This is a genomic window from Streptomyces sp. B6B3, assembly GCF_039871525.1.
Lineage (GTDB): Bacteria > Actinomycetota > Actinomycetes > Streptomycetales > Streptomycetaceae > Streptomyces.
In genome coordinates this window covers 124,612-149,509 of record NZ_JBDPLU010000003.1, presented here as the reverse complement: position 1 = coordinate 149,509, position 24,898 = coordinate 124,612, and the positions used below count along the sequence as shown (strand labels likewise).

Annotated in this window: 24 protein-coding genes and 1 pseudogene; 20 read left to right on the top strand and 5 right to left on the bottom strand. The window is 70.6% G+C overall.

Annotation, left to right across the window (positions count from 1 at the left end; translation table 11 throughout):
• Nucleotides 1–97: 97 nt before the first annotated feature.
• The 3 genes from ABGB06_RS08350 (at nt 98) to ABGB06_RS08340 (ending at nt 3,771) form a co-directional block, all read left to right on the top strand.
• Nucleotides 98–1,372 (top strand): glucarate dehydratase family protein, encoded by a 1,275-nt coding sequence (locus ABGB06_RS08350; protein ID WP_347586872.1) that lies wholly within the window; start codon nt 98–100, stop codon nt 1,370–1,372.
• 167 nt (nt 1,373–1,539) lie between these two features.
• Nucleotides 1,540–3,099 carry a sodium:solute symporter family protein gene (locus tag ABGB06_RS08345; protein WP_347586870.1) on the top strand — a complete coding sequence of 520 codons (1,560 nt, stop codon included), beginning with the start codon at nt 1,540–1,542 and terminating at the stop codon, nt 3,097–3,099.
• Nucleotides 3,100–3,360: 261 nt separating this feature from the next.
• On the top strand, nt 3,361–3,771 hold the full coding sequence (locus ABGB06_RS08340) for a RidA family protein (protein ID WP_347586868.1): 411 nt from the start codon (nt 3,361–3,363) through the stop codon (nt 3,769–3,771).
• Nucleotides 3,772–3,875: 104 nt separating this feature from the next.
• Here ABGB06_RS08340 and ABGB06_RS08335 read toward each other — a convergent pair whose 3' ends face one another.
• Nucleotides 3,876–4,589: a FadR/GntR family transcriptional regulator gene (locus ABGB06_RS08335; RefSeq protein ID WP_347587515.1), complete on the bottom strand. Its 714-nt coding sequence runs from the start codon at nt 4,587–4,589 to the stop codon at nt 3,876–3,878.
• Between the two features lie 209 nt (nt 4,590–4,798).
• Here ABGB06_RS08335 and ABGB06_RS08330 point away from each other — a divergent pair, with 209 nt between their 5' ends.
• The 4 genes from ABGB06_RS08330 to ABGB06_RS08315 are packed head-to-tail and all read left to right on the top strand — an operon-like array spanning nt 4,799 to nt 9,168.
• A complete protein-coding gene (locus tag ABGB06_RS08330) occupies nt 4,799–6,061 on the top strand; it encodes an aminotransferase class V-fold PLP-dependent enzyme (RefSeq protein WP_347586866.1) in 1,263 nt (420 codons plus the stop codon).
• Nucleotides 6,058–7,362, top strand: coding sequence for a sugar ABC transporter substrate-binding protein (locus tag ABGB06_RS08325; RefSeq protein WP_347586864.1), 1,305 nt, complete (start codon nt 6,058–6,060; stop codon nt 7,360–7,362). Before ABGB06_RS08330 ends, ABGB06_RS08325 begins: the two co-directional genes overlap by 4 nt.
• A gap of 13 nt (nt 7,363–7,375) precedes the next feature.
• The gene (locus tag ABGB06_RS08320) at nt 7,376–8,335 is read left to right on the top strand and encodes a sugar ABC transporter permease (RefSeq protein WP_347586863.1); all 960 of its coding nucleotides are present in this window, start codon (nt 7,376–7,378) and stop codon (nt 8,333–8,335) included.
• Nucleotides 8,332–9,168, top strand: coding sequence for a carbohydrate ABC transporter permease (locus ABGB06_RS08315; RefSeq protein ID WP_347586861.1), 837 nt, complete (start codon nt 8,332–8,334; stop codon nt 9,166–9,168). Before ABGB06_RS08320 ends, ABGB06_RS08315 begins: the two co-directional genes overlap by 4 nt.
• Nucleotides 9,169–9,171: 3 nt before the next feature.
• On the opposite strand, the gene ABGB06_RS08310 is transcribed toward ABGB06_RS08315, so the two are convergent.
• On the bottom strand, nt 9,172–9,714 hold the full coding sequence (locus ABGB06_RS08310) for a DinB family protein (RefSeq protein WP_347586859.1): 543 nt from the start codon (nt 9,712–9,714) through the stop codon (nt 9,172–9,174).
• A gap of 72 nt (nt 9,715–9,786) precedes the next feature.
• Between ABGB06_RS08310 and ABGB06_RS08305 the strand changes: the two genes are divergently transcribed.
• A complete protein-coding gene (locus ABGB06_RS08305) occupies nt 9,787–10,344 on the top strand; it encodes a GyrI-like domain-containing protein (RefSeq protein WP_347586858.1) in 558 nt (185 codons plus the stop codon).
• On the opposite strand, the gene ABGB06_RS08300 is transcribed toward ABGB06_RS08305, so the two are convergent.
• On the bottom strand, nt 10,341–10,865 hold the full coding sequence (locus ABGB06_RS08300) for a GNAT family N-acetyltransferase (RefSeq protein WP_347586857.1): 525 nt from the start codon (nt 10,863–10,865) through the stop codon (nt 10,341–10,343). The genes ABGB06_RS08305 and ABGB06_RS08300 overlap by 4 nt on opposite strands.
• Before the next feature lie 152 nt (nt 10,866–11,017).
• Between ABGB06_RS08300 and ABGB06_RS08295 the strand changes: the two genes are divergently transcribed.
• From ABGB06_RS08295 to ABGB06_RS08255, 9 genes are all read left to right on the top strand, one after another.
• Entirely contained in the window at nt 11,018–12,487 is a 1,470-nt protein-coding gene (locus tag ABGB06_RS08295) for a sensor histidine kinase (RefSeq protein ID WP_347586855.1), read from the top strand.
• The gene (locus ABGB06_RS08290; RefSeq protein WP_347586853.1) at nt 12,484–13,164 is read left to right on the top strand and encodes a response regulator transcription factor; all 681 of its coding nucleotides are present in this window, start codon (nt 12,484–12,486) and stop codon (nt 13,162–13,164) included. The genes ABGB06_RS08295 and ABGB06_RS08290 overlap by 4 nt, the downstream gene beginning before the upstream one ends.
• A 250-nt stretch (nt 13,165–13,414) precedes the next feature.
• Nucleotides 13,415–14,458: an acyltransferase family protein gene (locus ABGB06_RS08285; RefSeq protein WP_347586851.1), complete on the top strand. Its 1,044-nt coding sequence runs from the start codon at nt 13,415–13,417 to the stop codon at nt 14,456–14,458.
• Between the two features lie 35 nt (nt 14,459–14,493).
• On the top strand, nt 14,494–15,246 hold the full coding sequence (locus ABGB06_RS08280) for a methyltransferase domain-containing protein (RefSeq protein WP_347586849.1): 753 nt from the start codon (nt 14,494–14,496) through the stop codon (nt 15,244–15,246).
• 136 nt (nt 15,247–15,382) lie between these two features.
• Nucleotides 15,383–16,651: a DUF4145 domain-containing protein gene (locus ABGB06_RS08275; protein WP_347586847.1), complete on the top strand. Its 1,269-nt coding sequence runs from the start codon at nt 15,383–15,385 to the stop codon at nt 16,649–16,651.
• Nucleotides 16,648–17,514: a carbohydrate kinase family protein gene (locus ABGB06_RS08270; RefSeq protein WP_347586845.1), complete on the top strand. Its 867-nt coding sequence runs from the start codon at nt 16,648–16,650 to the stop codon at nt 17,512–17,514. The genes ABGB06_RS08275 and ABGB06_RS08270 overlap by 4 nt, the downstream gene beginning before the upstream one ends.
• Nucleotides 17,511–18,137: a 2'-5' RNA ligase family protein gene (locus ABGB06_RS08265; protein ID WP_347586843.1), complete on the top strand. Its 627-nt coding sequence runs from the start codon at nt 17,511–17,513 to the stop codon at nt 18,135–18,137. The genes ABGB06_RS08270 and ABGB06_RS08265 overlap by 4 nt, the downstream gene beginning before the upstream one ends.
• Nucleotides 18,134–18,931: an inositol monophosphatase family protein gene (locus ABGB06_RS08260; RefSeq protein WP_347586841.1), complete on the top strand. Its 798-nt coding sequence runs from the start codon at nt 18,134–18,136 to the stop codon at nt 18,929–18,931. Before ABGB06_RS08265 ends, ABGB06_RS08260 begins: the two co-directional genes overlap by 4 nt.
• 48 nt (nt 18,932–18,979) lie before the next feature.
• The gene (locus tag ABGB06_RS08255; protein ID WP_347586840.1) at nt 18,980–20,206 is read left to right on the top strand and encodes a hypothetical protein; all 1,227 of its coding nucleotides are present in this window, start codon (nt 18,980–18,982) and stop codon (nt 20,204–20,206) included.
• Between the two features lie 10 nt (nt 20,207–20,216).
• Here ABGB06_RS08255 and ABGB06_RS08250 read toward each other — a convergent pair whose 3' ends face one another.
• Nucleotides 20,217–21,035, bottom strand: a complete 819-nt coding sequence (locus tag ABGB06_RS08250; RefSeq protein WP_347586838.1) for an NAD(P)H-binding protein — start codon at nt 21,033–21,035, stop codon at nt 20,217–20,219.
• A 297-nt stretch (nt 21,036–21,332) separates the two neighbouring features.
• Between ABGB06_RS08250 and ABGB06_RS08245 the strand changes: the two genes are divergently transcribed.
• The 3 genes and pseudogenes from ABGB06_RS08245 to ABGB06_RS08235 all read left to right on the top strand — a co-directional run bounded on the left by ABGB06_RS08245 (nt 21,333) and on the right by ABGB06_RS08235 (nt 24,293).
• Complete coding sequence (locus ABGB06_RS08245) at nt 21,333–22,556, top strand: transposase (RefSeq protein WP_347586836.1); 1,224 nt, start codon at nt 21,333–21,335, stop codon at nt 22,554–22,556.
• A 1-nt stretch (nt 22,557) separates the two neighbouring features.
• A pseudogene (locus ABGB06_RS08240) lies at nt 22,558–23,200 on the top strand (response regulator transcription factor).
• A 115-nt stretch (nt 23,201–23,315) separates the two neighbouring features.
• Nucleotides 23,316–24,293 (top strand): alpha/beta hydrolase, encoded by a 978-nt coding sequence (locus tag ABGB06_RS08235; protein ID WP_347586834.1) that lies wholly within the window; start codon nt 23,316–23,318, stop codon nt 24,291–24,293.
• Here ABGB06_RS08235 and ABGB06_RS08230 read toward each other — a convergent pair.
• Nucleotides 24,277–24,876 (bottom strand): hypothetical protein, encoded by a 600-nt coding sequence (locus tag ABGB06_RS08230; protein ID WP_347587560.1) that lies wholly within the window; start codon nt 24,874–24,876, stop codon nt 24,277–24,279. The genes ABGB06_RS08235 and ABGB06_RS08230 overlap by 17 nt on opposite strands.
• Between the last annotated feature and the right edge of the window lie 22 nt (nt 24,877–24,898).

The following is a 24,898-nucleotide window of genomic DNA, read 5'->3' as shown; positions in this document are numbered from 1 at the left end:
CTTTGCCACGTGCGTTCATGAGAATGGCCGTTGTTCATAAGGGTGAACGTCGGAGGACGCCAGCAAGGAGCCCGAGAGCGCCGGAGGACGATGGGCCATGCGGATTCGCGAGATTCACATCACCCCTGTCGCCTTCCGCGACCCGCCGCTGCTGAACGCCAGTGGCGTGCACGAGCCCTGGGCGCTGCGCGCCGTCGTCGAGGTGGTCAGCGACGAGGGCGTCAGCGGCCTCGGCGAGACCTACGGCGACCTGAAGCATCTGGCGCGCCTGCGGGCCGCCGCCCAGGACCTGGTCGAGGCGCGGGTCGAGGTGCACGCGCACCACGAGCTCTACGCCCGGGTCGCCGCCAGCGTCGGCACGGACGTCTTCACCGACCAGCACGGCCTGACCGGCGCCGGCAGCAACCAGAAGACGGTCGACGGGGTCTTCTCCCCGTTCGAGGTCGCCTGCCTCGACATCCGGGGCAAGGCGGCCGGGCTGCGCGTCGCCGACCTGCTCGGCGGCCCGGTGCGGGACGCCGTGCCGTACAGCGCGTACCTCTTCTACAAGTGGGCCGGCCATCCGGACGCCCCCGACCATCCGGAGGACCGGTTCGGGCCCGCGCTCGACCCGGCCGGCATCGTCGCCCAGGCCCGGCTGTTCGTCGAGGAGTACGGCTTCGGCTCGATCAAGCTCAAGGGCGGGGTGCTGCCGCCCGACGAGGAGGTCGAGGCGGTGCTGGCGCTGCGCGACGCGTTCCCCGACCTGCCGCTGCGCATCGACCCGAACGCCGCCTGGACGCCCGCCACCTCGATCCGGGTCGGCAAGGCGCTGGACGGCGTGCTGGAGTACCTGGAGGACCCGGCGCCCGAGATCGAGGGCATGGCCCAGGTGGCCGCCGAGGTGCCGATGCCGCTGGCCACCAACATGTGCGTGGTCACCCACGAGCACCTGCCGCCGGCCATCGCCCGGCGGGCCATCGGCGTGCTGCTCACCGACCACCACTACTGGGGTGGCCTGGTGCGCTCCACCCAGGTCGCCGCGCTCTGCGGCACGTTCGGCCTGGAGCTCTCCATGCACTCCAACACCCACCTGGGCATCAGCCTGGCCGCCATGACCCAACTGGCCGCCGCGACGCCCAACATCAACCACGCCTGCGACACCCACACGCCGTGGCAGAACGGCCAGGACGTGGTGGCGCCCGGCGCGCTGCGCTTCGTGGACGGCGCCGTGCCGCTCCCCGAGGGGCCAGGTCTCGGCGTCGAACTCGACCGGGACGCGCTGGCCGTGATGCACGAGCAGTACCAACGCTGCGGCATCAGGCGCCGGGACGACACCGCCTACATGCGCCGCTTCGACCCCGACTTCCAGCCCCGCCGGGCGCACTGGTGACGCGCGAGTAGCCGACCGCGCGGTCCCCGACCCACCCGCTCACCCGTTCCACCCGCTCAGCGCACCACCCGCACGTCGCTCCACCCACTCGCCGCACGCACCACCCACTCGCCGCACCGCACCTCTCGCACTCCCTTCCCCCTTCCCACACCCCATCGGGAGCCGTGATGTCCGCGCTCGACTGGACCGTGGTCGTTGGCTACTTCCTCGTGGTGGTAGCCATCGGCTGGTGGTCGAAGAAACGCATCCACACCATCGCCGACTTCTTCGTCGCCCGGGGCCAGATCCCCTGGTGGCTCTCCGGCATCTCCCACCACATGTCGGGCTACAGCGCCGTCATGTTCGTCGCCTTCGCCGCCGTCGCCTACGACTCGGGGCTCACCGTCTACGTCTGGTGGGCGCTGACCATCGGACTCGGCGTCGGCGTCGGCGCGTTCCTCTTCGCGCCGCGCTGGAACCGGCTGCGCGCCAAACACGACGTCAAGTCCCCGCTGGAGTACCTGGCCCGGCGCTACAACCTGCCCACCCAGCAGGTGCTGGCCTACAGCGGCGCCGCGCTGAAGGTCGTGGACATCGCCGCCAAATGGGTCGCGATCTCCGTGCTGCTCAAGGGCTTCGCCGACATCCCGCTGGAGTGGGGCATCATCCTCACCGGCGTCGCCACCATGGCCTACATGACGGTGGGCGGCCTGTGGGCCGACGTGCTCACCGACATGGGCCAGTTCGTCATCCAGGCCGTCGCCGGCGTCGCCATGCTGATCGCGGTGATGGGCGAGTTGGGCGTCGGCTTCGCCTGGACGATGTGGGAGGACCTGCCCGCCGACCACAACGACCCGGTCAACGACAACGTCACCACCGTCCTGGTCCTGGCGTTCCTCCTGGTGAAGACGTTCGAGTACAACGGCGGCATGTGGAACCTGGCGCAGCGCTACATGGCCGCGCCCACCGGTTCCGACGCCCGCCGCTCGGCGCTGCTGTCCAGCGGGCTGTGGCTGGTGTGGCCGTTCATCCTCTTCCTGCCGATGTTCGCCGCCCCGCTGATCGTGCCCAACCTGGACAACGGCGAGGAGTCGTACATCCAGATGGCCCAGGAGCTGCTGCCGGCCGGCCTCATCGGGCTGCTGCTCGCCGGCTTCTTCTCCCACACCATGGCGATGGTGGCCTCCGACTCCAACGTCATCACCGCGGTCATCACCCGCGACATCGCGCCCGTCCTGGTGCCGAAGGTGCGGCGGCTCACCGAGCGCGCGCAGCTGACGTTCGCCCGGATCACCACCGTCATCTTCGTCTCGGTCAGCATGCTCATCGCCATCACCACCGGCGGCGAGGGCTTCGTCCTGGACGTCGTGGTGGATCTGGTCGCGGCCACCATGGGACCGATCTCCATCCCGCTGATGCTCGGACTGCTGCCGTGGTTCCGGCGCAACGGGCCGACCGCCGCGATCGCCTCGTGGGCCGGCGGACTGGCCGTCTGGTACGTCGTCTTCTACATCGTGGAGGACGCCTCCCAGGCGCAGGTCGTCGGGCTGCCGCTGCTCACCTCGCTCGTCCTCTACATCGTCATCGGCCTGGTCAAGCCGGAGGGCAACGACGAACGGGACACGCTCATCGACTCGCTCAGCACCGACCCGGTCGGCACCGGATCCGCCGCCGCGTCCGCGCCGCTGCCGGAGCAGGGCCGGGGAGAGGGACGTCAGGAGCCGGACGAGCGGGTCCCCGCGCGCTGACCGTCGCGCTTCCGGGAGCGGGTCGGGGACGACCGCCGCGGGGCGTGGGCTTCGGCCCCGCCCCGCGGCGGCACCCCCCAGCCCGTCGAACCAACCCCCGTCGAGGGGTGACACGGCCGGCCCGCCTCCGGTTCCTGGCGAGGGCTCGGGGCGGGCCGGCCGCGTCCGCGGGGGACCGAGGCGATCGGTGGCCACCCGCTGCCCCCACACACGGATCAACCCGTGTGCCGGTTCAATGCCGGCGGGATAATCTTTCGCGCCATGAGCCGTCCGAGTCATCTCAGCCACATCCCGTCGCCCGAGGGGGTGATGCCCGGCGCGGGCTACTCCCACGTGGTCACCGGCACCGGCCGGCTGGTGGCGGTCTCCGGGCAGGTCGCGCTCGACGCGCGGGGCGAGGTCGTCGGCCCCGGCGACCCGGCCGCCCAGGCCCGGCAGGTCTTCGACAACCTCGCCGCGTGCCTCGCCGCGGCGGGCGCCGCCTTCGAGCACGTCGTGAAGCTCACCTACTTCGTCACCGACGTCGCCCACCTGCCCGCTGTCCGCGCGGCCCGCGACGCCGTGATCGACACCGAACGCCCGCCGGCGAGTTCGGCCGTCCAGGTCGCGGCGCTCTTCCGGCCCGACCTGCTGCTGGAGATCGAGGCCCTCGCCCTCGTCCCCGAGCCCTGACCGGCCCGCCCTGACCGGTCCGCCCCGGCTGGTCCGCCCGGGCCAGGCGGTCGCCCAGGCCCAGCCGGGCGGCGGCCCACCTGACCGACGGCCCCGACCGCCGGCTAGGCGGGCGCCGTGCCGCCCGGGTCGGGCGGCGGCAGGAAGGCGTGCAGCAGCTGCTCGGTGTGCGCGACGTGCGTCGCCGCCGCGTTGGCCGCGGCCACCGGGTCCCGGTTGGCGATGGCCGTGGCGATCGCCCGGTGCTCCGCGTCGCTCGCCCGCTTGATCTCGGCGCTCTCCGGCAGGGTGAACACCTGGTACGCCCGGGAGCGGGCGCGGAAGACGTCGAGCAGCGACTCCAGGGTGCGGTTCCCCCCGATCTGCGCGATCGCCGAATGGAACCGCCGGTCGAGCTCGGTGATCGCGGACGGGTCCTCGCTGGCCTCGATGGCCTCCATCGCGTCGAGGTGGCCGAGCAGCGGCTCCAGCGTCTCCGGCGTGATCCGGGCCGCGGCCTGCGCCGCGACATGGGCCTCCAGCACGCGCCGCAGCTCGTACATCTCCAACAGCCCGCTCAGCGGCAGTAGGTCCACGGTCAGCGACAGGCTGCCGATGATGTCCTCGGGCCGCAGTTGGGAGACGTAGGTGCCCGAACCGTGCCGCGGCTCGACCACCCGCAGCGCGGTGAGCATCCGCACCGCCTCGCGGAGCGAGCCCCGGGAGACGCCCAGCTCCTCGCACAGCTCGTTCTCCGGCGGCATGCGCTGCCCCACGCCCAGGCGTCCCGTGGCGATCATGTGCCGTAGGCCGTGAAACGCCCTGTCGACTGCGGACATCGCTGTGGACATCGCTTCCCCTCCACCGGGCCGGGGCGCCGCCCGGCCCGGGCCATCCTAGCCAGTCGTCGGACCAGGTCATCGGACGCTGTCCTTCTGACCGTTTCATGTCATCAGATGAGTCTTGCCCGAGACCCTTGCCAGTCCTGCGGCTCTGTGCCACGATGCCGCGCAATCATCATATGACTTGTCCAGAAAGATCTGATGACTTGGCTGGTATCCAACGGGAGAGGACCGCGCCGCGGCCGCTGCTCCTGCCCGACGGACGGGCCGCCGCGGCGGCCTGGTCGCTGGACCCGACGGTGCGGCACCTCAACCACGGGTCGTACGGGGCGGTTCCGGTCGTCGCGCAGCGGGACCAGAACCGGCTGCGCGCCCAGATGGAACGTTCCCCGGTGTCCTGGTTCGTGTCCGTGCCCCGCCGGGTCGCGGCCGCCCGGGCCGAGATCGCGGAGTTCCTGGGCGTCGCCCCCGGCGACCTGGCGCTGGTGCCGAACGCCAGCGGCGGCGCGAGCGCCGTCTACGGCAGCCTGCGGATGCGACCCGGCGGCGAGATCCTGGTCACCGACCACGGCTACGGCGCCGTCACCATGGGCGCCGAACGCCTCGCCCGACGCTGGGCCGGCACCGTCCGCGTCGCGCGGGTCCCGCTCGACGCCGACGCGGACCGCGCGGCCGACGCCGTGATCGCCGAACTCGGCGAGCGGACCTGCCTGGTCGTGCTGGACCACATCACCTCGCCGACCGCCCGGCTGCTCCCCGTGGCGCGCATCAGCGCGGCGGCCCGACGGCTGGGCGTTCCGGTGCTGGTGGACGGCGCCCACGTGCCGGGGCTGATCGACGATCCGCTCGCGGACCTGGACTGCGACTTCTGGGTCGGCAACCTCCACAAGTTCGGCTGCGCCCCGCGCGGCACCTCGACCCTGGTGGCCCGCGGCCCGCTGCGCGACGACCTCTACCCGCTGATCGACTCCTGGGGCGCGGCAGAGCCGTTCCCCGACCGCTTCGACACCCAGGGCACGCTGGACGTCACCAGCTACCTGGCGGCGCCGACCGCGCTGCGTTTCGTCGAACGCACCTGGGGCTGGGAGACCGCCCGCGGGTACATGCGCGAGCTGGCCGACTACGCGGAACGGATCGTCGCCGACGCCTTCGCCGAACTCACCGGCTTCAGCTGCGCCGTCGACGTGGGCATGCCGGTCAACGCGCTGCGGCTGGTCCGGCTGCCCGACGGGCTGGTCACCGCGGACGCCGACGCCGGCGCGCTCCGCGACCGGGTGGCCGAGGAGTTGGGCGTCGCGGCGGCGTTCACCGCGTTCGAGGGCGTCGGCTACCTCCGGCTGTCCACGCACGTGTACACCACGGCCGCCGACTTCGAGTACTTCGCCGAGCGCTGCGTGCCCGTGCTCGGCTCCTGGGCCCGCACCCGGCGGGCCGAGCTGGACCAGCTTGACCAGGGAGGCAGAAGGTGAGAACACGTAAGGCGAGGGTGGTGGCCGCGGTCGGCGTCACCGCCGCGGCGCTGCTGCTGCCCGGCTGTGCCAAGGGCCCGGCCGGCGGCGGCGTCACGCTGCAGATGGTCGAGAGCCTGACCAACCCCGTCCGCACGGAGCTGCTGGAGCAGCTTCTGGAGGACTTCGAGGCCGAACACCCCGACATCGACGTCGAGCTGGTGTCGCCACCCACCAACCAGGCGGACAACAAGCTCCAGCAGATGCTGCAGTCCGGCAGCGGCGTGGACGTGCTGGAGGTCCGCGACACCACCGTCGGCCCGTGGTCGACCAACGGCTGGCTGCACGACATGAGCGGTGACCTGAAGGACTGGGGCGGCTGGGACGCGTTGACGGACAACGCCACCGCGGCGGCCGAGGACGCCGAGGGCCACACCTACTTCCTCCCCTACGGCTTCTACGGGCTGAGCCTCTTCTACCGCACCGACCTCGTCGAGGAGGCCGGCTTCGACGAGCCGCCCGCCACCTGGGAGGACCTGCTGGAGCAGGCGTCCGCGATCCAGGACGAGGACAGCCGCCAGTACGGGTACGCGTTCCGCGGCGGCCTCGGCGCCGCCGGCAACGTCACCGCGGCGATCCAGGCGTACGTCGCCGACGCGATCAACCCCGAGAACGGCTACCAACTCGCCGACGGCGGTTCGATCTTCTCGGCGCCCGAGGCCGAGGACGCGCTGCGGACGTACTTCGCGCTGTTCGACCAGGCGGCGCCGCCGTCGTCGGTCTCCTGGGGATATCCGGAGATGGTCGAGGGGTTCTCCAACGGCTCGACCGCCTTCCTGCTCCAGGACCCCGAGGTGATCGCCTCGGTGCGGGAGTCCAACGCGGTCGACGAGGACCAGTGGAGCACGGCCCCGCTGGTGACCGGGCCGAGCGGCAAGGCCGTGCAGCCGCTGGCGACCGCCGGCTGGGGCGTCGCCGAGAGCAGCTCGCACCGCGCCGAGGCCATGCAGCTGGTGCGGTTCCTCGCCGAGGGCGAGGCGTCGCTGACCTTCAGCAAGGAGAACAGCCTCGTCCCGATCCTCGACGGGGCGGCCGAGGACGAGTTCTACCGGACCGGGCCGTGGGCCAGCTACGTGACCATGACCGAGGAGTCCGACACCTACATCACCGTGACGGAGCCCAGGGACGCGCCCTGGTGGACCGAATGGGCCCAGAAGGCCGACTCCGAAGTGCAGTCGGTGCTGCTCGGCGACATGTCCCCGGCGGAACTGCTCGACAGCTGGGACACCTACTGGACCGAGAAATGGCAGAACGAGAGCTGACCGGGCGGCGGACGTGAGCCCACCCTCGACCCGGCCGACCAAGGCCCCCGCCCGTGTCCCGGCCCGCGGTGGGGGCCGGCCCCGGCCGGCCTTCACCGCGCGCCGCGGCCTGGTCATCGCCGCCTACCTGGCCCCCGCCGCGCTCTTCGTCGCGGTGTTCGTCTACTACCCGATGCTCCGCGGCAGCCAGATGGCGTTCCGCCACTGGAACCTCGCGGACCTGTCCGACCTCTCCTGGGTCGGCTTCGACAACTTCCGGGCCATCGTCGACGACCCGGCCTGGGGCACCGTCCTCGGCAACACCGTGCTGTGGGTGGTCGCCTCGCTCGTCCCCCAGTTCCTCATCGGCTTCGCCCTCGCGCTGTGGCTCCGGCGGCGCTTCCCGTTCCGCGGGGTGTACCAGGCGCTGATCTTCTTCCCCTGGGCCGTGTCCGGGTTCCTGATCGGCATCCTGTTCCGCTGGATGTTCAACAGCGAGTTCGGCGTCGTCAACGACCTGCTGCAGAAGGCCGGCCTGATCGACGAACCGGTCCCGTGGCTCGCCGAACCGGGCTCCGCGATGACCGCCATCATCGTCGCGAACATCTGGTACGGCGTGACGTTCTTCGCGATCATGATCCTGGCCGCGCTGCAGTCGGTGCCCGGCGAGCTCTACGAGGCCGCCGCGCTCGACGGCGCCGGCCGGGTCCGGACGCTGTTCCAGATCACCATCCCGTACATCCGGGTCACGCTGGCGCTGACCGTGCTGCTCCGGATCATCTGGATCTTCAACTTCCCGGACATCATCTTCGGCATGACCGGCGGCGGTCCGAACGACCAGACGCACATCGTGACGACGTGGATGATCCAGATCACCCAGCAGGGGGACTACGGCAAGGCGTCCGCGCTGGGCCTCATCGTCATCGCCAACCTCCTCGTCTTCTCGGTCTTCTACCTGCTGGCCACCCGCGAGCGGAGGGGAGCGCGGTCATGATCGACAAGGAGTCCGCCGCTGGGCGGGTCACCCGGATCCTCTTCCTCACGCTCTGGCTGGTCATCACCGTCTTCCCGCTGTACTGGATCACCATCACGTCGCTGAAGGACCCCGGCGACGTCTTCTCCTACCCGATCGCCTACTGGCCCGAGTCGTTCTCCCTGGAGAACTACGCCGGACTGTTCGAGGACGCCGAGTTCGGCGTGTACCTCACCAACAGCCTGGTCGTCGCGACGGTCGCCGGAGTGACCGCGACCGCGATCTCCATGCTGTCGGGCTACGTGCTGGCCCGTTTCGAGTTCCGCACCAAGACCGCGGTGCTGATGGCGGCGCTGGTCACCCAGATGATCCCGGGCTTCATCGCGCTGGGACCGCTGTACCTGCTGATGACCGACCTGCGGCTGGTCGACAACCGCTTCGGCCTGGTCCTCGTCTACGTCGCGATGTGCATCCCGTTCTGCACGGTGATGCTGCGCGGCTTCTTCGAGAACATCCCGGACGCGCTGGAGGAGGCCGCGATGATCGACGGCCTCTCCCGGCTCGGGGCGCTCTTCCGGGTGCTGCTCCCGGTGATGCGCCCGGGCATCACCGCCGCGTTCATCTTCAACTTCGTCAACTGCTGGAACGAGCTGTTCCTGTCGGTCACGCTGATGAACAGCGACGAGAACAAGACGATCCCCACCGCGTTGAACGGCTTCATATCCAGCTTCAACATCGACTGGGGCTCGATGTCCGCGGCGGCGGTGCTCACCATCCTGCCGACGATGGTGCTCTTCGCCTTCGCCAGCAAGCACATCGTCCAGGGCCTCACCTCGGGCGCGGTCCGGGGGTGAGGCTCATTCGCCGACCGAGCCGTCGATCGACTCGCGGATGAGGTCGGCGTGGCCGTTGTGCCGCGCGTACTCCTCGACCATGTGGACGAGGATCCACCGCAGGCTGGGGTGGCCGCCGTCGGACAGGCCGCGCCGGGCCGGCTGGCCCAGGCCGCCGGCGGCCATCACCTCCGCGACCGCGGCACGGGAGCGTTCCACCGTGTCCCGCCACAGCGTGTGGAGCTGTTCGGGGGTGTCGTCGGCGGCCGAATGCCAGTCCCAGTCCTCGTCGGCATCCCAGTCGACCTCCTTCCACGGGGAAGGTATCTCCCGGTCCAGCAGCCGCCGGGAGAACCAGATCTCCTCGACGAAGGCCAGATGCTTGAGCATCCCGCCCAGCGTCATCGACGACTTCGCCACCGTCGTGTTCAGCCCGGCGGCGTCCAGGCCCGCGCACTTCCAGGCCAGGGTCGCGCGCTGGAACTCCAGGAAGCCGAGGAGGGTGGCGGCCTCGTCGCCCGCGAATGGCGGCTCGGGGCGTCCGTGTTCGTCCAGGTCGGTCGTCATGGGCGGCGAGTCTAGACGGGGATCCGACCCGGCGACCGATGATTTTCCGCGGGACGGGGAGTCCCTGCTGTCATGACCGACACGCCCGCCCAGCAGCCCTCGTCCACCCCCACCGTCGTCGAGCGTCCCGAGCAGCCCTACGTGGGGATCCGTTCGTACGTCACGATGGAGACCATCGCCGACATCGCCGACCGGATGCCCGAGCTGTTCGCCTGGCTCGGCGCCCGCGGGATCACCCCGGTCGGCGCGCCCTTCTTCCGGTACCACGTCATCGACATGGAACGCCGCCTCGACGTTTCGGTGGGCGTGCCGGTGGCCGCCCCGCCGCCGGGCCCGGCGACCGGGCCCGGACCGGAGGGCGACGTCGCGGCCGGCGTGCTGCCGGGCGGGCGGTACGCCACCGTCGCGCACACCGGCCACCCCGACGACCTGCTCCAGGTCACCGCGGACCTGCTGGCCTGGGCCGACGAGCGGGGGCTGAGCTGGGACGCCCGGGACACCCCAGAGGGCGAGGCCTGGGGCTGCCGCCTGGAGGAGTACCTGACGGACCCGGCCGAGCAGCCCGACATGTCCCGGTGGGACATGGTCCTGGCCTTCCGCCTCGCCGACCGGTCCCCGGGCACGCCCTAACCGGACAGCCGGGCCTGGAGGGAGGGGTAGCGCGGGGCCGCGAAGCCGAGGCTGGTGTACATGCCGAGACCGTGGGTCGTGGCGTTGAGGTTGACGACACGCACCGGCGTCTCCGTCTCGTACCAGCGCAGCAGCGCGTCGAGACAGGCCCGCGCGTACCCCCGGCGCCGGCGGCGCGGGTCGGTGCTGACGTTGGAGACGTACCCGTAGAGGCCGCTCGGATTGCTGGGGCCGGGCGCATGCTGGTCGCAGGAGCCGACCGCGCTGCTCACCACGCCGAGCTCGGGGTCTTCCACGACGAAGGCGGCGAACTCGTCCCGGTCGCCGAGCTTCCCGGCGAACCACGCCACGGCCAGCTCCCGCCAGGCCCCCTCGTCCGGCGAGTCGACCAGCCCCATGTCCGTCAGCATCAGCCCACGCAGCCGCACCAGCGCCGCGACGTCCCCGGGCCCGGCACGTCGGGTGACGGTCGGCCGGGTGGCTGGTGCGGCGGTGGGCTCGATCCCCGACTCAGTGCTCATGCCCGCATCATCACGCGACCGGCCACCGCGGCTCCACCGGATAAGGAGCCCGCGCCCTCACACCACGGTATGAGGGCGCGGCGGAACCGCGCACCGAACTTCGTACCGTGCGGTGAGGCCAACGGCCCCGCCGCGTTCGCAGAATGGTCGGCATGACCGCACGCGACACCGGAACGCCTCCCGGTTTCCTGCGCCGTCTGGTGATGTCGCCGGAGGAGCACGCGGCGCTCGTCTCCGGCCGGACCGAGGCGTCGAGGTCGACGATCGACTGGGGCCGGATCGCCGACCGGACCCGGGCGCGCCTCCATGCCTGGACCTCGGCGCCCGCCTACCCCTGGGTCTCCGTCGCGCTCCTCGCTGTCCTGGCCTGCGTGTTCTGCCTGGTGTGGGGCAGCGACGTGGTGGAGGCGCAGGGGGACCGTGCCACTCTGACCTGTGGCGAGGCCAGCTGCGGCCACTGGGACACCCACGGCAGCGAGCTGCGGGACGGCATCCTGCGTACGGTGCTGAGCGCCGCGGCGATGTTCCCCCTGATGTGGCGTCGCAGGTATCCGGGGCTGGCCGCCCATCTCGCCATCCCGGCCGGGCTCGTCACCCTCGTCTTCTACCCGGAGACCATGCTGACCGCCGCCGTCTGCCTGTGTTTCGGCCTCGCCATCCTGACCAGACACCGGATACACCACTCGGTGACGGCGGCCGGCTACGGGCTCGTCGCCCTCGTGGTGGTGAACCGGGTGGACGCCCTCTGGAAGAGGTACGGGGAGGACCAGCGCTGGATCGAGTCGGGCCTGCAGCGCCTGGGAGGCCCGAGCGACTGGCTGCTCGAGACGCTCCCGCTCGCCTGCGGCGTGCTGATCACGGTCGCCCTCGCCGAACTGGTCCGCACCCGGGACGCCCGGACCCGGCGCGAGCAGGAGGCCGCCCAGGCCCGACTGATCGCCAGGGAAAGGAGGCGGGCCGCCGAGGACGAACGAGCGGACATCGCCCGGGAACTGCACGACATCGTCTCGCATTCGGTTTCGGTGATCGCGGTCCGGGCGGAGAGCGCCACGTACACCACGCCCGGGCTGTCGCCCGAGGCCCGGACGGAGTTCCAGGCGATCGCCACCCACTCCCGCGAGTCGCTCGACGAGCTGCGGCAGCTGCTCACCGTCCTGCGCTCGGCGGGGCAGGGACAGCCCGCCGCCGCGGACGCCCCGCAGCCGACCCTGGCCGGGCTGGCGGACCTCGTGGAACGGCACCGGTCGGCCGGCGGCAGCGCGGAGCTGCGCGTCGAGGACCCGCCGGCCGGACTGCCGGCCTCGGTGGAGCTGTCCGCGTACCGGATCGTCCAGGAGGCCCTCACCAACGCCCGGCGACACGCCCCCGAGGCGAACGTGCTGGTGGAGATCGAGCACCGGCCCGACCGCCTCGGGATCCGCGTCAGCGACGACGGACCTGGCCCGTCGTCCGGCGCGTCGGCCACCGAAGGGCTCGGGCTGATCGGCATCCGGGAGCGGGTGACGCTGCTGGGCGGGCGCTTCGAGTCGGGCTCGGGGCCGGACGGTGGCTTCCGCCTCGGCGTCGAACTCCCGCTGCACGACGAACCGGCCGAGGCGCGCATCCCGCGGGAGACCCCGTGATCCGGGCGATCGTCGCGGACGACCAGGCCGTGGTCCGCGCGGGCTTCGCCAACCTGCTGGCCACCCAGGACGACATCGAGGTGGTCGGCGAGGCGCCGGACGGCGTCGAGGCCGTGCGGCTCGCCGCCGAGCACCGGCCCGACCTCGCGCTGCTCGACGTCCGCATGCCGCGGATGAACGGCATCGAGGCCGCCCGCCGCATCCTCGCCACCCCGGGCTGCGAGTCGACCCGGGTGCTGATGCTGACCACCTTCGGCCTGGACGAGTACGTCTTCGACTCCCTCGCCGCCGGCGCCAGCGGCTTCCTGCTGAAGGACGCCACCTTCCCGGAACTGCTGCACGCCGTGCGGGTGGTGGCGGGCGGCGAGGCGCTTCTGGCGCCGACCGTCACCCGCCGCGTCATCGCCGCCTTCGCCCGCGACCGTCCCACCGACCTCCCCCGACGCGGCCGGCTCGACGGGCTCACCGCCCGCGAGACGGAGGTGCTGGTGCTGATCGCCAGGGGCCTGTCCAACGACGAGATCGCCCAGCGCCTCTGTGTCACCGACCACACGGTCAAGTCCCATATCAACCGGCTCTTCACCAAGATGCGGCTGCGCGACCGCGCCCAGGCCGTGATCCTCGCCTACGAAACCGGCCTGGTCACCGCGCAACCGGACGCAGAGCCGGGCGGCTAGCACCGGCCAGCACCGGGAACTCCCGGGCCGGCCAGGCATGGCCGACCGAACACCGCCGCGCGCACCACGAGTCACCCAGCGTGTCCTGACGAGCGCGGAAAGCGCGGACCGTCGCCCGCAACGGCCGCACCCCAGGCACCCCCAGCCGCTCCGTCATGCCGTCCTTTCGCACGCCCCCGTCCACATCCGGACATCTCCTTTCGACACCCCTGTCATCCGCCCATGCCCCGTCCACCCGAGGAGGCGCCCCGTGCCGCAGAAGCTTCGCAACAGCCCGCCGGTCCGCGAGACGGGGCGTGATCCCTCGTGGGACAACCTCCGGTTCGTGGCCGGCGCGTTGGTCGTCCTGCTGCACGTGGCGGGGCCGGTGCACGACCGGTTGGACGCGCTGCGCTGGCTGTACGTGGCCACCTGGCCCCTGCGGGTGCCGATGTTCGCGATCCTGGCCGGCTACTTCAGCAGCGCCGCGCCGCTCACCGTCCCGCGCTGCCGGCGGCTGGCCGGGGTGATACTCCTGCCCTACCTCGCCGTCCTGCTGCTCGGCCACGTCCAGATCTGGGCGATGTCGGCGCGCGAGTGGCCGGGCACCGTGCACGGCGCGTCCCTGACGATGTGGTTCCTGCTGGCGCTGCTGATATGGCGGCTGGCGCTGCCCGTGCTGGCCCGGCTGCGCCACCCGCTCGTCGTGTCCGTCGGGGTGGCGGCGCTCGCCGGCTACGCCCCGTTCGTCGGTCGGGACGTCCTCGAACTCTCCCGCACGCTGTGCTTCCTCCCCTTCTTCCTGCTCGGCTGGAAGCTCAGGGACGGCGGCCTCCTCACGTCCCTCCGGGCCCGGCTGAGCCGCCCGGCCGCCTGGACGGTGCTGGTCGTCGCCCTCGCCGCCGCCTGGCCGCTGCGCGACCACGTCGACCGGAGCTGGTTGAACATGCCCGGGCCCTACGCGGAAATGGGCGAACCGCTGCCCGGGCCCTGGGCCTGGGCAGCGGTCCGCGTCGCCATCCTGCTCTGCGGCATGGCCGTCGCGCTCAGCGTCATCCGGCTGGCGCCGCGCGGGCGGCTGCCGTTCCTCACCTACCTCGGCTCTGGCGGCCTCTACATCTACGTCCTGCATCCGCTGGTGTTGCGACCGGTGCACGCGTCGGAGGCCGTGCTGCGCGTCGACACCTGGACCGACCAGGCCGCGCTGGTGATCCTCTGCGTGCTCGCCGCGGCCACCCTCGCCTCCCCGCCGGTGCGCGCGCTCGCCCGCCCCCTCGTCCAACCCGGGCGCGGAACCGGCCCGATGACCCGCTGACGGCCCGCCGGAGATGACCTGCCATCATCTCCGCCATGCCCACGTTCGAAGAGCTCCTCGCCGAAGGCGCCGCGGTCCCGACCGACGGCTGGGACTTCTCCTGGTTCGACGGACGCGCCACGGAGCAGCGCCCGTCCTGGGGCTATGCCCGGCTCATCGCCGAGCGGATGGCGAAGGTCGAGGCGGCGCTCGACATCCAGACCGGCGGCGGCGAGGTGCTGGCCACCATCCCGGTGGCCCCGCGCCTGCTGGCGGCGACGGAGTCCTGGCCGCCGAACCTGGCGATCGCCCGGCGCAACCTGGCGAAGTTCGACGCGGCCGTCGTCGAGATCGACAACGAGGCCGACCTCCCGTTCCCGACGGACCACTTCGACCTGGTGGTCAGCCGCCACCCCGTGGTGACCCGCTGGGACGAGGTCCACCGGGTGCTGCGCCCGCACGGCAGCTATCTCTCCCAGCAGATCGGCGCCGGCACGGTGCGCGAGCTGCGGGACTTCATGATGGGCGCGCAGCCGGTCAAGATGGAGCGCTTCCCGATGATGGTCGTGGCGGAGGCGGAGGCGGCCGGCATGGTGGTGACCGACCTCCGGCAGGAGGCGCTGCGCATGGAGTTCTTCGACGTCGCGGCCGTGGTGCACTTCCTCCGCAAGGTGATATGGACCGTGCCGGACTTCACCGTGGACGCCTACCGCGACCGCCTGGCCGAGCTCCACACCTTCATGGACCGGCACGGCCCCTTCGTGGCCCACGCCCAACGCTTCCTGATCGAGGCCCAACCGGCCGATTAGGGCACGACACGGGCCAGGCGCCCACTGCGCAGAGATGCGGCGCGAAGTGCTGCGGACACGGGCAGAAGGTGTGGTTCCGAGTATGTGGGAGGCTTGCTAAGGTCACGCCAGGCTTGAGGGGGTTGGGTGGTGTGACGTGACGGCTGGCGGGGGCGAGTCGCTCCGGCTCTACCGGAAGGCGCTCCGTTACGCGGAGGCGGATCCCGAGGTCTTCCTCAGCACCGCACGAAGGGCAGCCGAAGCGATGCTTCTCGACGTAGCCATGCGCGAAACCATCGGATCGAAGCCGACTCTGGAAGCGCTTCTCACCGTGCTGGGTGCGCAGGGAGTGTTGCCGCCCAAGCTGGTGCTCGCGGTCCGGACAATCCAGAACTATGGCAACTACGGCAGCCACGCGCAGAAAGCGCGGGGGGAAGAGATCTCCGCCGAAGACGTGCGGCCGTGCCTCAACGCACTGACGCGGCTGGCAGTGTGGTACGGAGAGGTGAGCAAGTCACAGGCCGAGGACACCGCCAGACGCGAACTCGTCGACACGCCACTCCGGACACGAACGACACGCCTCGCGGATTCCACGCTGATCGTCGTGAAGGCGGTGCTCCTGGGCTGCGAACTGGACCACTTATTGGCACGGCACAACCACCGGGTCACGCACGTCCAACTTCCCTGGTCGGACAATCTCGTCCACGACGTCTCCCGACGACTTCTCGATCTCGCCATTTACAACGAACAGCGTGTGCGGCGCCTGATGGAGACGGACGAAACCATCAGATCCTCCGTCGTCAACATCGGCAGGGTAGGCTACTCGATGGGCGGACGTAATTTCTTCCTTCTCGCCGCCCGACGCGGGCGGTGGGGAAACGTGACCGGCCCCGAGTTCCTGGCGAAGCCAGCAGGAGCCCAGATCGCTGTGCCCAAGCACAGCGACATGTTCGGTAACGTGCTGGCGGCGCTGTCGACCGACGAGGCAGGTCTGCGAGACCTGGGCGTACGGGTCCTGGACGTTCCGCACCATCTCGGCCTGGAACTGTTCCACCTGAACCAGGATGTACTGGCGGTTGGCGGCCAGAACCTGCGCATGCACGCCCGCGACGATGACGGGTACTTCGAACTGCTGAACTCCGAAATGCTTCCGCCAGCGACACAGAAGCGGCTCCGCATGGCTGCGTCCAACGTGCTCATTGCCCACCGGGACTGGCTGCGGGAACTGGAGATTGAGGCGCAGGACCTTCACCGTGAGCTGATGCGGTGCTTCCACGGCCTTGGTTCCGACGAGTCCCGGTTCCAGCTTCTGGTCCGAGACCTTGTCACACACGCCTCCTTCCCTCTACAGAGCAGCGCGGAGAGCCGTGAGCGATTGGTGCGTCACGTCCTCTTCGAGAGCTACCGGCTGGGGGAGCCCGCATGACGGCTGGGAAACCTCACCGCCGTGTCCTCGTCGTGGGCGGGACGAACTTCGACATCATCGTTCGGTCGGAAAGGCTGCCGCGAGATCACGAGAAGCTCCGCGGGGGAGAGTATTCGGCGGAGCCCGGAGGCTCGGCGGCCAACACCGCCATGGGCCTCGCTCATCAGGGCTGTGCTGTCTGGCTCGTCTCGACGGTGGGCGACGACGCCCTGGGGACGGTCTGTCTGGACTCTCTGCGAGCCGGCGGCGTGAGAACGACGTTGATGAAGGTGGACCGACATGCTCGTACCAGCATGGCCATCGTCTTGTCGGCCGGTAAGGGCAAGAGAATGATGACCTTCGCCGGGGCCGACCGGAATCTCGCTTTCGACGCTGTCCAGGAGAGGCACGTGCGGGAGGCTGATCATCTGCACGTGGTGGGTGAGCCTTCGCCCGCGCTCTCCCGGCTGGTGGCTCTCGCCGGTGAGACACAGCGGTCGGTCTCCGTTGAGTGGAACGGCCGTGACATGTCGTCCCTCGCTCCGAGGGATTCCCTGAACTTCATGAACGCGGACGAGGCAGACCGGCTGCCGGATGCGGTGCCCGGTGACACAGCGGGCACGGCGCTGCGCCTGGCCCGACGTCTCTCAGCCGACGTGATCGTGACCGTGGGCAGCGAGGGGGCCCTTTGGGCCGCTCGTTCCGGCGACCTTTTTCGGGCCTCGACGGTTCCCGAGGAACCCGTGGACCGCACGGGTGGTGGAGACGCCTTCGACGCCGGAGTACTCGCTGCCTGGTTGAGTGGGGAAGCCCCCGTGACCTGCATGAGCAGAGGACTCGACGCCGCACTGCGAGTGATTATGAAGGTAGGAGGACATCCATGACGAGGTGGCTTGGCGTAGCGCTGCTCCCCTGTGACGACGACCTGCGCTCGGCGCTGCGGGTGCAGAACGAGGTGCGTGGCCCCGACGGATTGCGGCCCGCGCTGTCCGTGGACGGTAACCTGCCGCACGTCACCGTCTTCCAGGGGCCGTTCGTGGATTCGCTGGATCCCCGGCAGGAACTGGATCGCATCAGTGCTTCGGTGGACCTGCCACCGAGCGTTCGTCTTCGCTTCGCCGGGATCGTGTACCAGGCGACGGGATGGGTGTTCCTGTCACTGGAACGCCCGCCCTTGCTGGAAAAACTGCAGCAGGCAACGCTGGCGATCCTGGATCCCCTACTGGACCGCGAGGCGTTCGACTCGTCTAAGGACACGTCGGCTTTCACTGACAGCGAGCAGGCCAGCTATGCGCGCTACGGGTATCGGTACACCGGTGACGCGTACGCCCCACACATCACGCTGGGACGCGCGGAGGATGAAGTAGCGCGCGAGATCGTTCGTTCGGCCCCCGATCGGACATCAGTACCGCAGACGTGGACCTTCGATCGTCTGAGCTTCTACACCATGGGGGAGCAGGGAGCTCATTCGGAGACTCTCGCGCTGTGGCATCTGGATCCGTCGTGAGCCTGACGGACGACGAACTTCTCGCCGTCGCAGAACAGGCGGTCGAGCCGGTGGCCGAATGGCTCGGACAAGCGGGATCCGAATGGTCGAGACAACGGCTCAAGCCGTCTGGTGAGGAGGTCACAGACGCAGACGTCGAAGTCGAGCGCCGGGTGTCGCGAGCTCTCCACGACCGGACTCCGGATATTCCGGTCATGGGTGAGGAATCGGCCTCGTCCGACGGCGTCTCGACGGCGTCACGCCACTGGCTGTTGGACCCCATCGACGGCACGGCGAACTACGCGAACGGAGATCCGTTCTACGCCGTCTCGTTGGCGCTGGCCGCCGAGAACGAATCTGTCCTGGGCGTGATCCACGCGCCCGCGCTCGGCTTACGTTGGAGCGTCGGCCCGGAGACCGCTCATGCTTCTGCGCCATCCAGGGCACGAGATCTGTCCAAGGCGACGGTCGGGATTTCGGGGAGTTCTGGTGGGCCCGTCAGTGTGGGGGCGTTTCTGAGGGCCCTGCACGAGAGGACTCGGCGGCTCAGGATTCGCGGGGCCATGAGCCTGGATCTAGCCGGTGTTGCCGAGGGATGGCTGGACGCGTGCGTGTGTGTGAGTCCGAAGCCGTGGGACGTGGCGGCAGGCCTCGCTCTGGTCCGGAAGAGGGAGGGAACAATCCTGGGGCGAGGAGGTCATCCGTTCTCGTGGAACTCCCCGCTTCTCGTGGCCGGAGAGGAGAGCGTCGCACGAGAGCTGGTCGACCTGTGGGAGTCCACACCGTCCGCGAGTTCGTTCGATGCGCGTCGATGAACGGGCTTGAGGAGAAGAGGGTGCATGCTGCGACGGAGTACCGGCTGCGTGATCTACGAGGTCCGGCTGGGGACAGACCCATGCTGGCGGTCAGGCGCGCTGCCGCTGCGGGTGCCTACACGGTCTGAGGCAGCCGACCACCAACTTCGACTCACCTACTTCGAACCCCGACTGCGGGAAGCGTTGTACGGCTCCGCTGAGGCGCCCGTTCGCTGGTTCAGGCTGTTCGAGCCCCGGGAGCGGCTCGCCGGGGCGGGCGTCCAAGGCATCGAGGTCCTGCGCATGCCCCTGGTGGGCGGTGAACTGGGACTCGCCGTCCTGCACGTGGAGCTGACCGATCCGACGGATCCCCGGCGCGATCCGGTGGTCGTGCTGGAGGATCTCGCGCGGCTGAGTACTGCGACTGCCGAGGAGAGCGACTGCCGAAGGAAGCTTGAGGAGTTGCTCCCCAACGGCGTGCAGTTGACGCCCGGTGACTCACGGGCAAGGACAGTGGCCCACGTGACCTTTACCGACGCCCCCGATCGGGTGATGTCGGACCACTATGGAGACTGGTCTCCGGCGGACCAGTGGCTCTGGTTGCTGGCCTCCGCCAGCACAGAGGCGCGCTTCGCCCCTGACCCGGAGGACGCGTCTGTCCGCTCGGGAGCAGTGCTGTTCTCCGCCGACTGGAAAGCTCTCGTGCTCAGGGACGGCATGGCCTTCGTGGGCACATCTCCCGACTCGGGAGAGGAGAGGGAGTTCCACTCCTCGGCCGAGGTCTACGTGCACAGCATCTACCTTGATGCGTTGCTCGTCGGGTGCATGCAGCTGTACGCGCTGAACGACGTGGCGAACAACGTGGCCGGCGTACAAGCCGAGCAGTTCGACCCAGAGGTACTGGCCGGGCTGGAATACAGGCTCATGCATGTCCGCAGACGCCTGTGGTTCAGCCATATCACCGTGCACGGCAAGGGCAATGAACTGCTTCGGCAGTTCCAGGCACAGCATGCCTTGCCGACGTTGTTGGAGAACATCATCAGCGAGTTGGCTGATGCCGGTCGCCTCGTCGACGCACTGACCAACCGCAGCGTCAACGCGGCGCTCGGTCTGCTGACCGTCATCGGCCTGCCGGTCGGTGTCGCGTTCGCGGCAGGCGCCTTGTGGACGGAGCCGCACCCGGGACTCTTCCTGGTGTCCGTGCTCGCCGCAGCAGTGGGCGCCATCGCCCTCACCACCGTCGTGCAGCCGGCAAGGCAGATGCTGCGGACCCTGCTACGCCGGCACCCACAATGACCGAGCCGGCTCACTCCCGCCAGGCGCCGTGGGCCGCCGCGCGGGCGGCGTACGTCTCGAAGGGGACGGGCGGCCGGCCGGTCACCTCGCGCACGGTGTCCGTGGGCTCGCCGTCGCCGGCCTCCCGGAGCGCGGTGAACGCCGCCAGCTCCGCCTCCGTCTGGTCCCGCGGTATGCCGAACGACGACTGGGCGGCCCGATAGTCCGCGTCGCCTCCGCGATAGCGCACGGGCCGGCCCGACTCGCGGGTGATGACCGCCAGCGCCTCCTCGAACGACAGCGCGCGCGGCCCCGTGACCTCGTAGCTCCGGCCGGCGTGCCCGTCCTCGGTCAGCGCCGTCGCCGCCACCGCCGCGATGTCGTCGGCGTCCACGAACGCCATGCGCGCGTCCCCCAGCGGCAGGGCCAACTCGCCGGACATGACGGCCGGCTGGAAGAAGCCCTCGTCGAAGTTCTGGTCGAACCAGTCAGGACGCACGATCGTCCACTCGACCCCGGAGTCGCGGACCGTCCGCTCGGCCGCCAGCAGCCGCTCGTCGCCCATGACCTCGATGCCCCGACTGGACAGCAGCACGATCCGCCGCACCCCCTGCTCGACCGCGCGGCGGACGAACTCGGGATCGACGGGCAACTCGTGCGGCGCCATCAGATACATCGCGTCGGCCCCGGCGGTCGCCGGCTCCCACGTGTCCCGAACCGTCCAGTCGAACCGGAAGGACCCGCGCCGCGACGCGTGCCGCACCGACACACCCGCGTCCCTGAGCATCCCGGCGACGCGCCGTCCGGTCGAGCCCGTCGCCCCCAGCACCAGTACGTCTCGTTCACTCATACCACCGAGTCAAACAGACACCACTGACATTGATACTCGTACGCGGGTTCCGGTGGTCGTGGCTCTCCCACTGACTGACGCCCTGCTGGGCTGTCTGCGGCTTGTTCTGTCCGGCCGTCGGGGCTTGTTCTCACGGCTTCGGCCGGGCGGAACATGACCTGATAGGAGCTTGGTCAGAAGCCCCCTCAATGTCCTGTCTGCGCCGCCCGACCGACGCCCACCTCCGGCTAGGAAGGCGTCACCAGCATGGCAGCAGTGGTCGCACAGGGAACAGCCGAAGCGCGGGTTGTCGCAGGGGTGGACTCCCATGCCGACACGCTTCACGTCGCTGTCATCAGCGACAACGGCGGCCACCTCGCGGACGCCGAGTTCGACACCACCGCGGCCGGGTATGCCGCGGCCGTGGCCTTCCTGACCGCACACGGACACGTGATCGCGATCGGTGTGGAAGGCACCTCCTCCTACGGGGCCGGCTTCACCCGCACCGCCCGCGCGCGGGACCTGCACGTCGTGGAGGTCAACCGGCCCGACCGGGCCGAACGCCGCAGGGCCGGCAAGTCCGATCCCATCGACGCCTACGCGGCCGCACGCGCCGCCCTGTCCGGACGCGCCTCCAGCGCGCCCAAGACCGACTCGGTCGCCGGGATACGGGCCCTACACAACGCCGCCCGCTCCTGCGTCAAGGCCCGCACCGCCGCGCTGAACCAGATCGGGCACCTCCTCATCAGCGCGCCCGACGCTATTCGCGCCACCTACCGCCGCCTCACCGGCCAGGCCCGCACCGACGCCCTCGCCCGACTACGACCCACCGGTGACCGGGTCCACCTCGCCGTCCTGACCGCCCTGAAGAGCCTGGCCCGGCGGGTGAAGGAACTCACCGCCGAGCGGCTGGCCGAGGCTCACCGACGCCAGGGCGCCACGGACGAGCGCGAACGGCTCGCGCGGGAGATCCACGACACCCTCGCGCAGGGCTTCGCCTCCATCGTGGTGCTGGCGGAGGCGGCCCGCACCGGCCTGCGCGCCGATCCACGCAGGAGCGCCGAACAACTGCTCTCGATCGAGCGCACCGCCCGCGACAACCTCGCCGAGGCGCGCGTCCTGGTCAGCTCGGGTGCCCCGCGCAGCGGCGTCGGCCTCGGCCAGGTCGTCCCGGCGCTGCGCCGCACCCTGGACCGGTTCGCCGAGGACACCGGCCTCGCCGTCAGCGCGGACCTGCCGGACGTGGCCTGCGACCAGCAGACCCGGATCGCCCTGCTGCGCTGCACCCAGGAGTCCCTCGCCAACGTGCGCAAGCACGCCGAGGCCTCCACCGTGGGCATCGTCCTCGCCCGGTACCCCCACGGCTTCGAACTCGAGATCACCGACGACGGCCGTGGCTTCCTGATCGAGGACTCCCGTGGTTTCGGCCTCGACGGCATGCGCAAACGCCTGGCCGAGCTCGGCGGCGAGCTCACCGTCACCAGCTCCCCCGGCGAGGGCACCCGCGTCCTCGCGATGATCCCCACGACCGATCAGGTGTGACATGGCAGACACCAGAATCCGCGTCATCGTGGTGGACGATCACACCGTCATGCGGGCGGGGGTGATCGCCCTGCTGGCCGCGGAGCCCGCCATCGACGTCGTCGGCGAGGCGGGCAACGGCCGGGAGGCCGTGGAGCTTGTCGAACGCCTCGCGCCCGACGTGGCACTCGTCGATCTGCGGATGCCCGTGCTCGACGGGGTCGCCGCCACCGCCGAGATCGCCGGCGGCCGGAGCGGGACCCGGGTGTTGATCCTCACCACCTACGACACCGACGAGGAGATCGAACGCGCCGTCGAGGCCGGTGCCCTGGGGTATCTGCTCAAGGACACCACCCGTGAGCAGACTCGTCGACGCCATCAGGGCCGCGGCCCGGGGCGAGACCGTGCTGGCGCCACGGGTCGCGGCGCGGCTGGTGGCCCGCATGCGGCGTCCCACCCAGGTGGCGCTGACGGCGCGTGAGCTGGACGTGCTGAACGGCGTGGCCGACGGCCTCTCCAACACGGACATCGGCAGGCGGTTGAGCATCGCGGAGGCGACGGTGAAGACCCATCTCCTGCGGGTCTTCGCGAAGCTCGACGTCAGCGACCGCACGCACGCGGTGGTCGTTGCGCTGGATCGAGGACTGCTGTCCCGCCCGCGGTGAGGACTGGTTCTCCGGCACTCGGGCACATGAGCGGTTTTTGCCGGATTGGCAACGGCGCTCGTCGGGCGCGTCGTGTCTCTCGCATGATCGAGACATGTCGCAGTCCACTCCGGTCATGAACGTCACGCATCGGCTGGTCCCGGCGCCCGCCGGCAGAATCCACCTGGTGGAGCAGGGGACAGGTCCTCTCGTGCTCCTGGTCCACGGCTTCCCCGAGTTCTGGTACTCGTGGCGGCATCAGCTGCCGGTGCTGGCCGCCGCCGGGTACCGCGCGGTCGCGATGGACGTCCGCGGCTACGGGCGTTCCTCAAGACCGGGGGACGGGGCCGCGTACCGGATGGTCGACCTGGTCGAGGACAACGTCGCCGTGGTGCGGGCGCTCGGCGAGGAGTCCGCGGTGATCGTCGGGCACGACTGGGGTTCGCCCATCGCCGCGCACTCCGCACTGCTCAGGCCGGACGTGTTCCGCGCGGTCGGACTGCTCAGCGTCCCCTACGCGCCGCCCGGCGGCCCCCGGCCCAGCGAGGTCTTCGCGAGCATGGGCGGGGAGGAGGAGTTCTACGTCACCTACTTCCAGGAGCCGGGCCGGGCCGAGGCCGAGATCGAACCGGACGTCCGCGGCTGGCTCGCGGGGTTCTACGCGGCCCTCTCCGGCGACACCAGGCACGCGTCCGGCGCCCTCGCCCCGGAGTTCGTGAGCCGCGGCGGAACGCTGCGCGACCGGTTCCCCGCCGACCGCCCCGCCTGGCTCGGCGACGCGGATCTCGACGTCTACGCCGCGGAGTTCGAGCGGACCGGCCTGACCGGCGGGCTCAACCGCTACCGCAACATGGACCGGGACTGGGCGGACCTCGCCGACCTCAACGGCCGGCCCCTCACCCAGCCGTCGCTCTTCGTCGGCGGCACCCTGGACGGCCCCACCACCTGGCTGGGCCAGGCGATCGAGGCCTACCCCAGCACCCTGCCCGGCCTGGTCACCTCGCGGATCCTGGACGGCTGCGGGCACTGGATCCAGCAGGAGCGCCGCCACGAGCTCAACGAGATCCTGACCGGCTGGCTCGCCGCCCTGCCGGCGCTCAGCGGACCTTCGTGAAGAACGCCGCCAGGGCCTCCGCCAGGTCCGCCGCCAGGGCCTCCGGGCGTTCCAAGGCGACCAAGTGGTGCTCGGCGTGGTTGTCGGCGGGCCAGTGCAGGATCGTGGTGTGGCGTTCGGCGAGGCGGCGGACGGCGGGGAGGGAGCCGTCGAGGACCCCCGTCGGGGCCGTCTTCCGGCCGGTCGGCCAGGCCAGTCCCGCCGCGCTGTCGTACATCGGCCAGGAGGACGTGCCGAAGGTGCCGGTCAGCCAGTAGAGGGTGACGTTGGTCAGGAACAGGTCCCGGTCGAGCACCTGGTCCAGCGGGCGGTCGGCCGTGTTGAACTCGTGGAACGTCTGGGCCGTCCAGGCCAGCGCCGCGACCGGCGAGTCTCCCCCAGGCCCTGGCGGCCTGGGAGGTGCCCCCAGCCAGCCGTAGGCGAACGTCCGCGGCGCCGCGCGCAGCAGCGCGTGGTGGTCCACGCCGCTCATCCAGTCCTGGTTCATCGTCGCCTGCCAGGCGGCCGGCTCCGCGTCGGTCAGGTCGGGCAGGTCGGCCTCGGTGGGGAAGCCGAGGCCGCCGATCAGGTAGACGCCGGCCACCTGGTCCGGGTCGGCGGTCGCC

Excerpts from the sequence above, each read along its gene's own strand:
- ABGB06_RS08315 (WP_347586861.1), top strand. The coding sequence starts at position 8,332 with ATGATCGACAAGGAGTCCGCCGCTGGGCGGGTCACCCGGATCCTCTTC.
- ABGB06_RS08340 (WP_347586868.1), top strand. The coding sequence starts at position 3,361 with ATGAGCCGTCCGAGTCATCTCAGCCACATCCCGTCGCCCGAGGGGGTG.
- ABGB06_RS08270 (WP_347586845.1), top strand. The coding sequence starts at position 16,648 with ATGACGGCTGGGAAACCTCACCGCCGTGTCCTCGTCGTGGGCGGGACG.
- ABGB06_RS08305 (WP_347586858.1), top strand. The coding sequence starts at position 9,787 with ATGACCGACACGCCCGCCCAGCAGCCCTCGTCCACCCCCACCGTCGTC.
- ABGB06_RS08350 (WP_347586872.1), top strand. The coding sequence starts at position 98 with ATGCGGATTCGCGAGATTCACATCACCCCTGTCGCCTTCCGCGACCCG.
- ABGB06_RS08335 (WP_347587515.1), bottom strand. The coding sequence starts at position 4,589 with ATGTCCGCAGTCGACAGGGCGTTTCACGGCCTACGGCACATGATCGCC.
- ABGB06_RS08295 (WP_347586855.1), top strand. The coding sequence starts at position 11,018 with ATGACCGCACGCGACACCGGAACGCCTCCCGGTTTCCTGCGCCGTCTG.
- ABGB06_RS08310 (WP_347586859.1), bottom strand. The coding sequence starts at position 9,714 with ATGACGACCGACCTGGACGAACACGGACGCCCCGAGCCGCCATTCGCG.
- ABGB06_RS08280 (WP_347586849.1), top strand. The coding sequence starts at position 14,494 with ATGCCCACGTTCGAAGAGCTCCTCGCCGAAGGCGCCGCGGTCCCGACC.
- ABGB06_RS08345 (WP_347586870.1), top strand. The coding sequence starts at position 1,540 with ATGTCCGCGCTCGACTGGACCGTGGTCGTTGGCTACTTCCTCGTGGTG.
- ABGB06_RS08235 (WP_347586834.1), top strand. The coding sequence starts at position 23,316 with ATGAACGTCACGCATCGGCTGGTCCCGGCGCCCGCCGGCAGAATCCAC.
- ABGB06_RS08265 (WP_347586843.1), top strand. The coding sequence starts at position 17,511 with ATGACGAGGTGGCTTGGCGTAGCGCTGCTCCCCTGTGACGACGACCTG.
- ABGB06_RS08300 (WP_347586857.1), bottom strand. The coding sequence starts at position 10,865 with ATGAGCACTGAGTCGGGGATCGAGCCCACCGCCGCACCAGCCACCCGG.
- ABGB06_RS08250 (WP_347586838.1), bottom strand. The coding sequence starts at position 21,035 with ATGAGTGAACGAGACGTACTGGTGCTGGGGGCGACGGGCTCGACCGGA.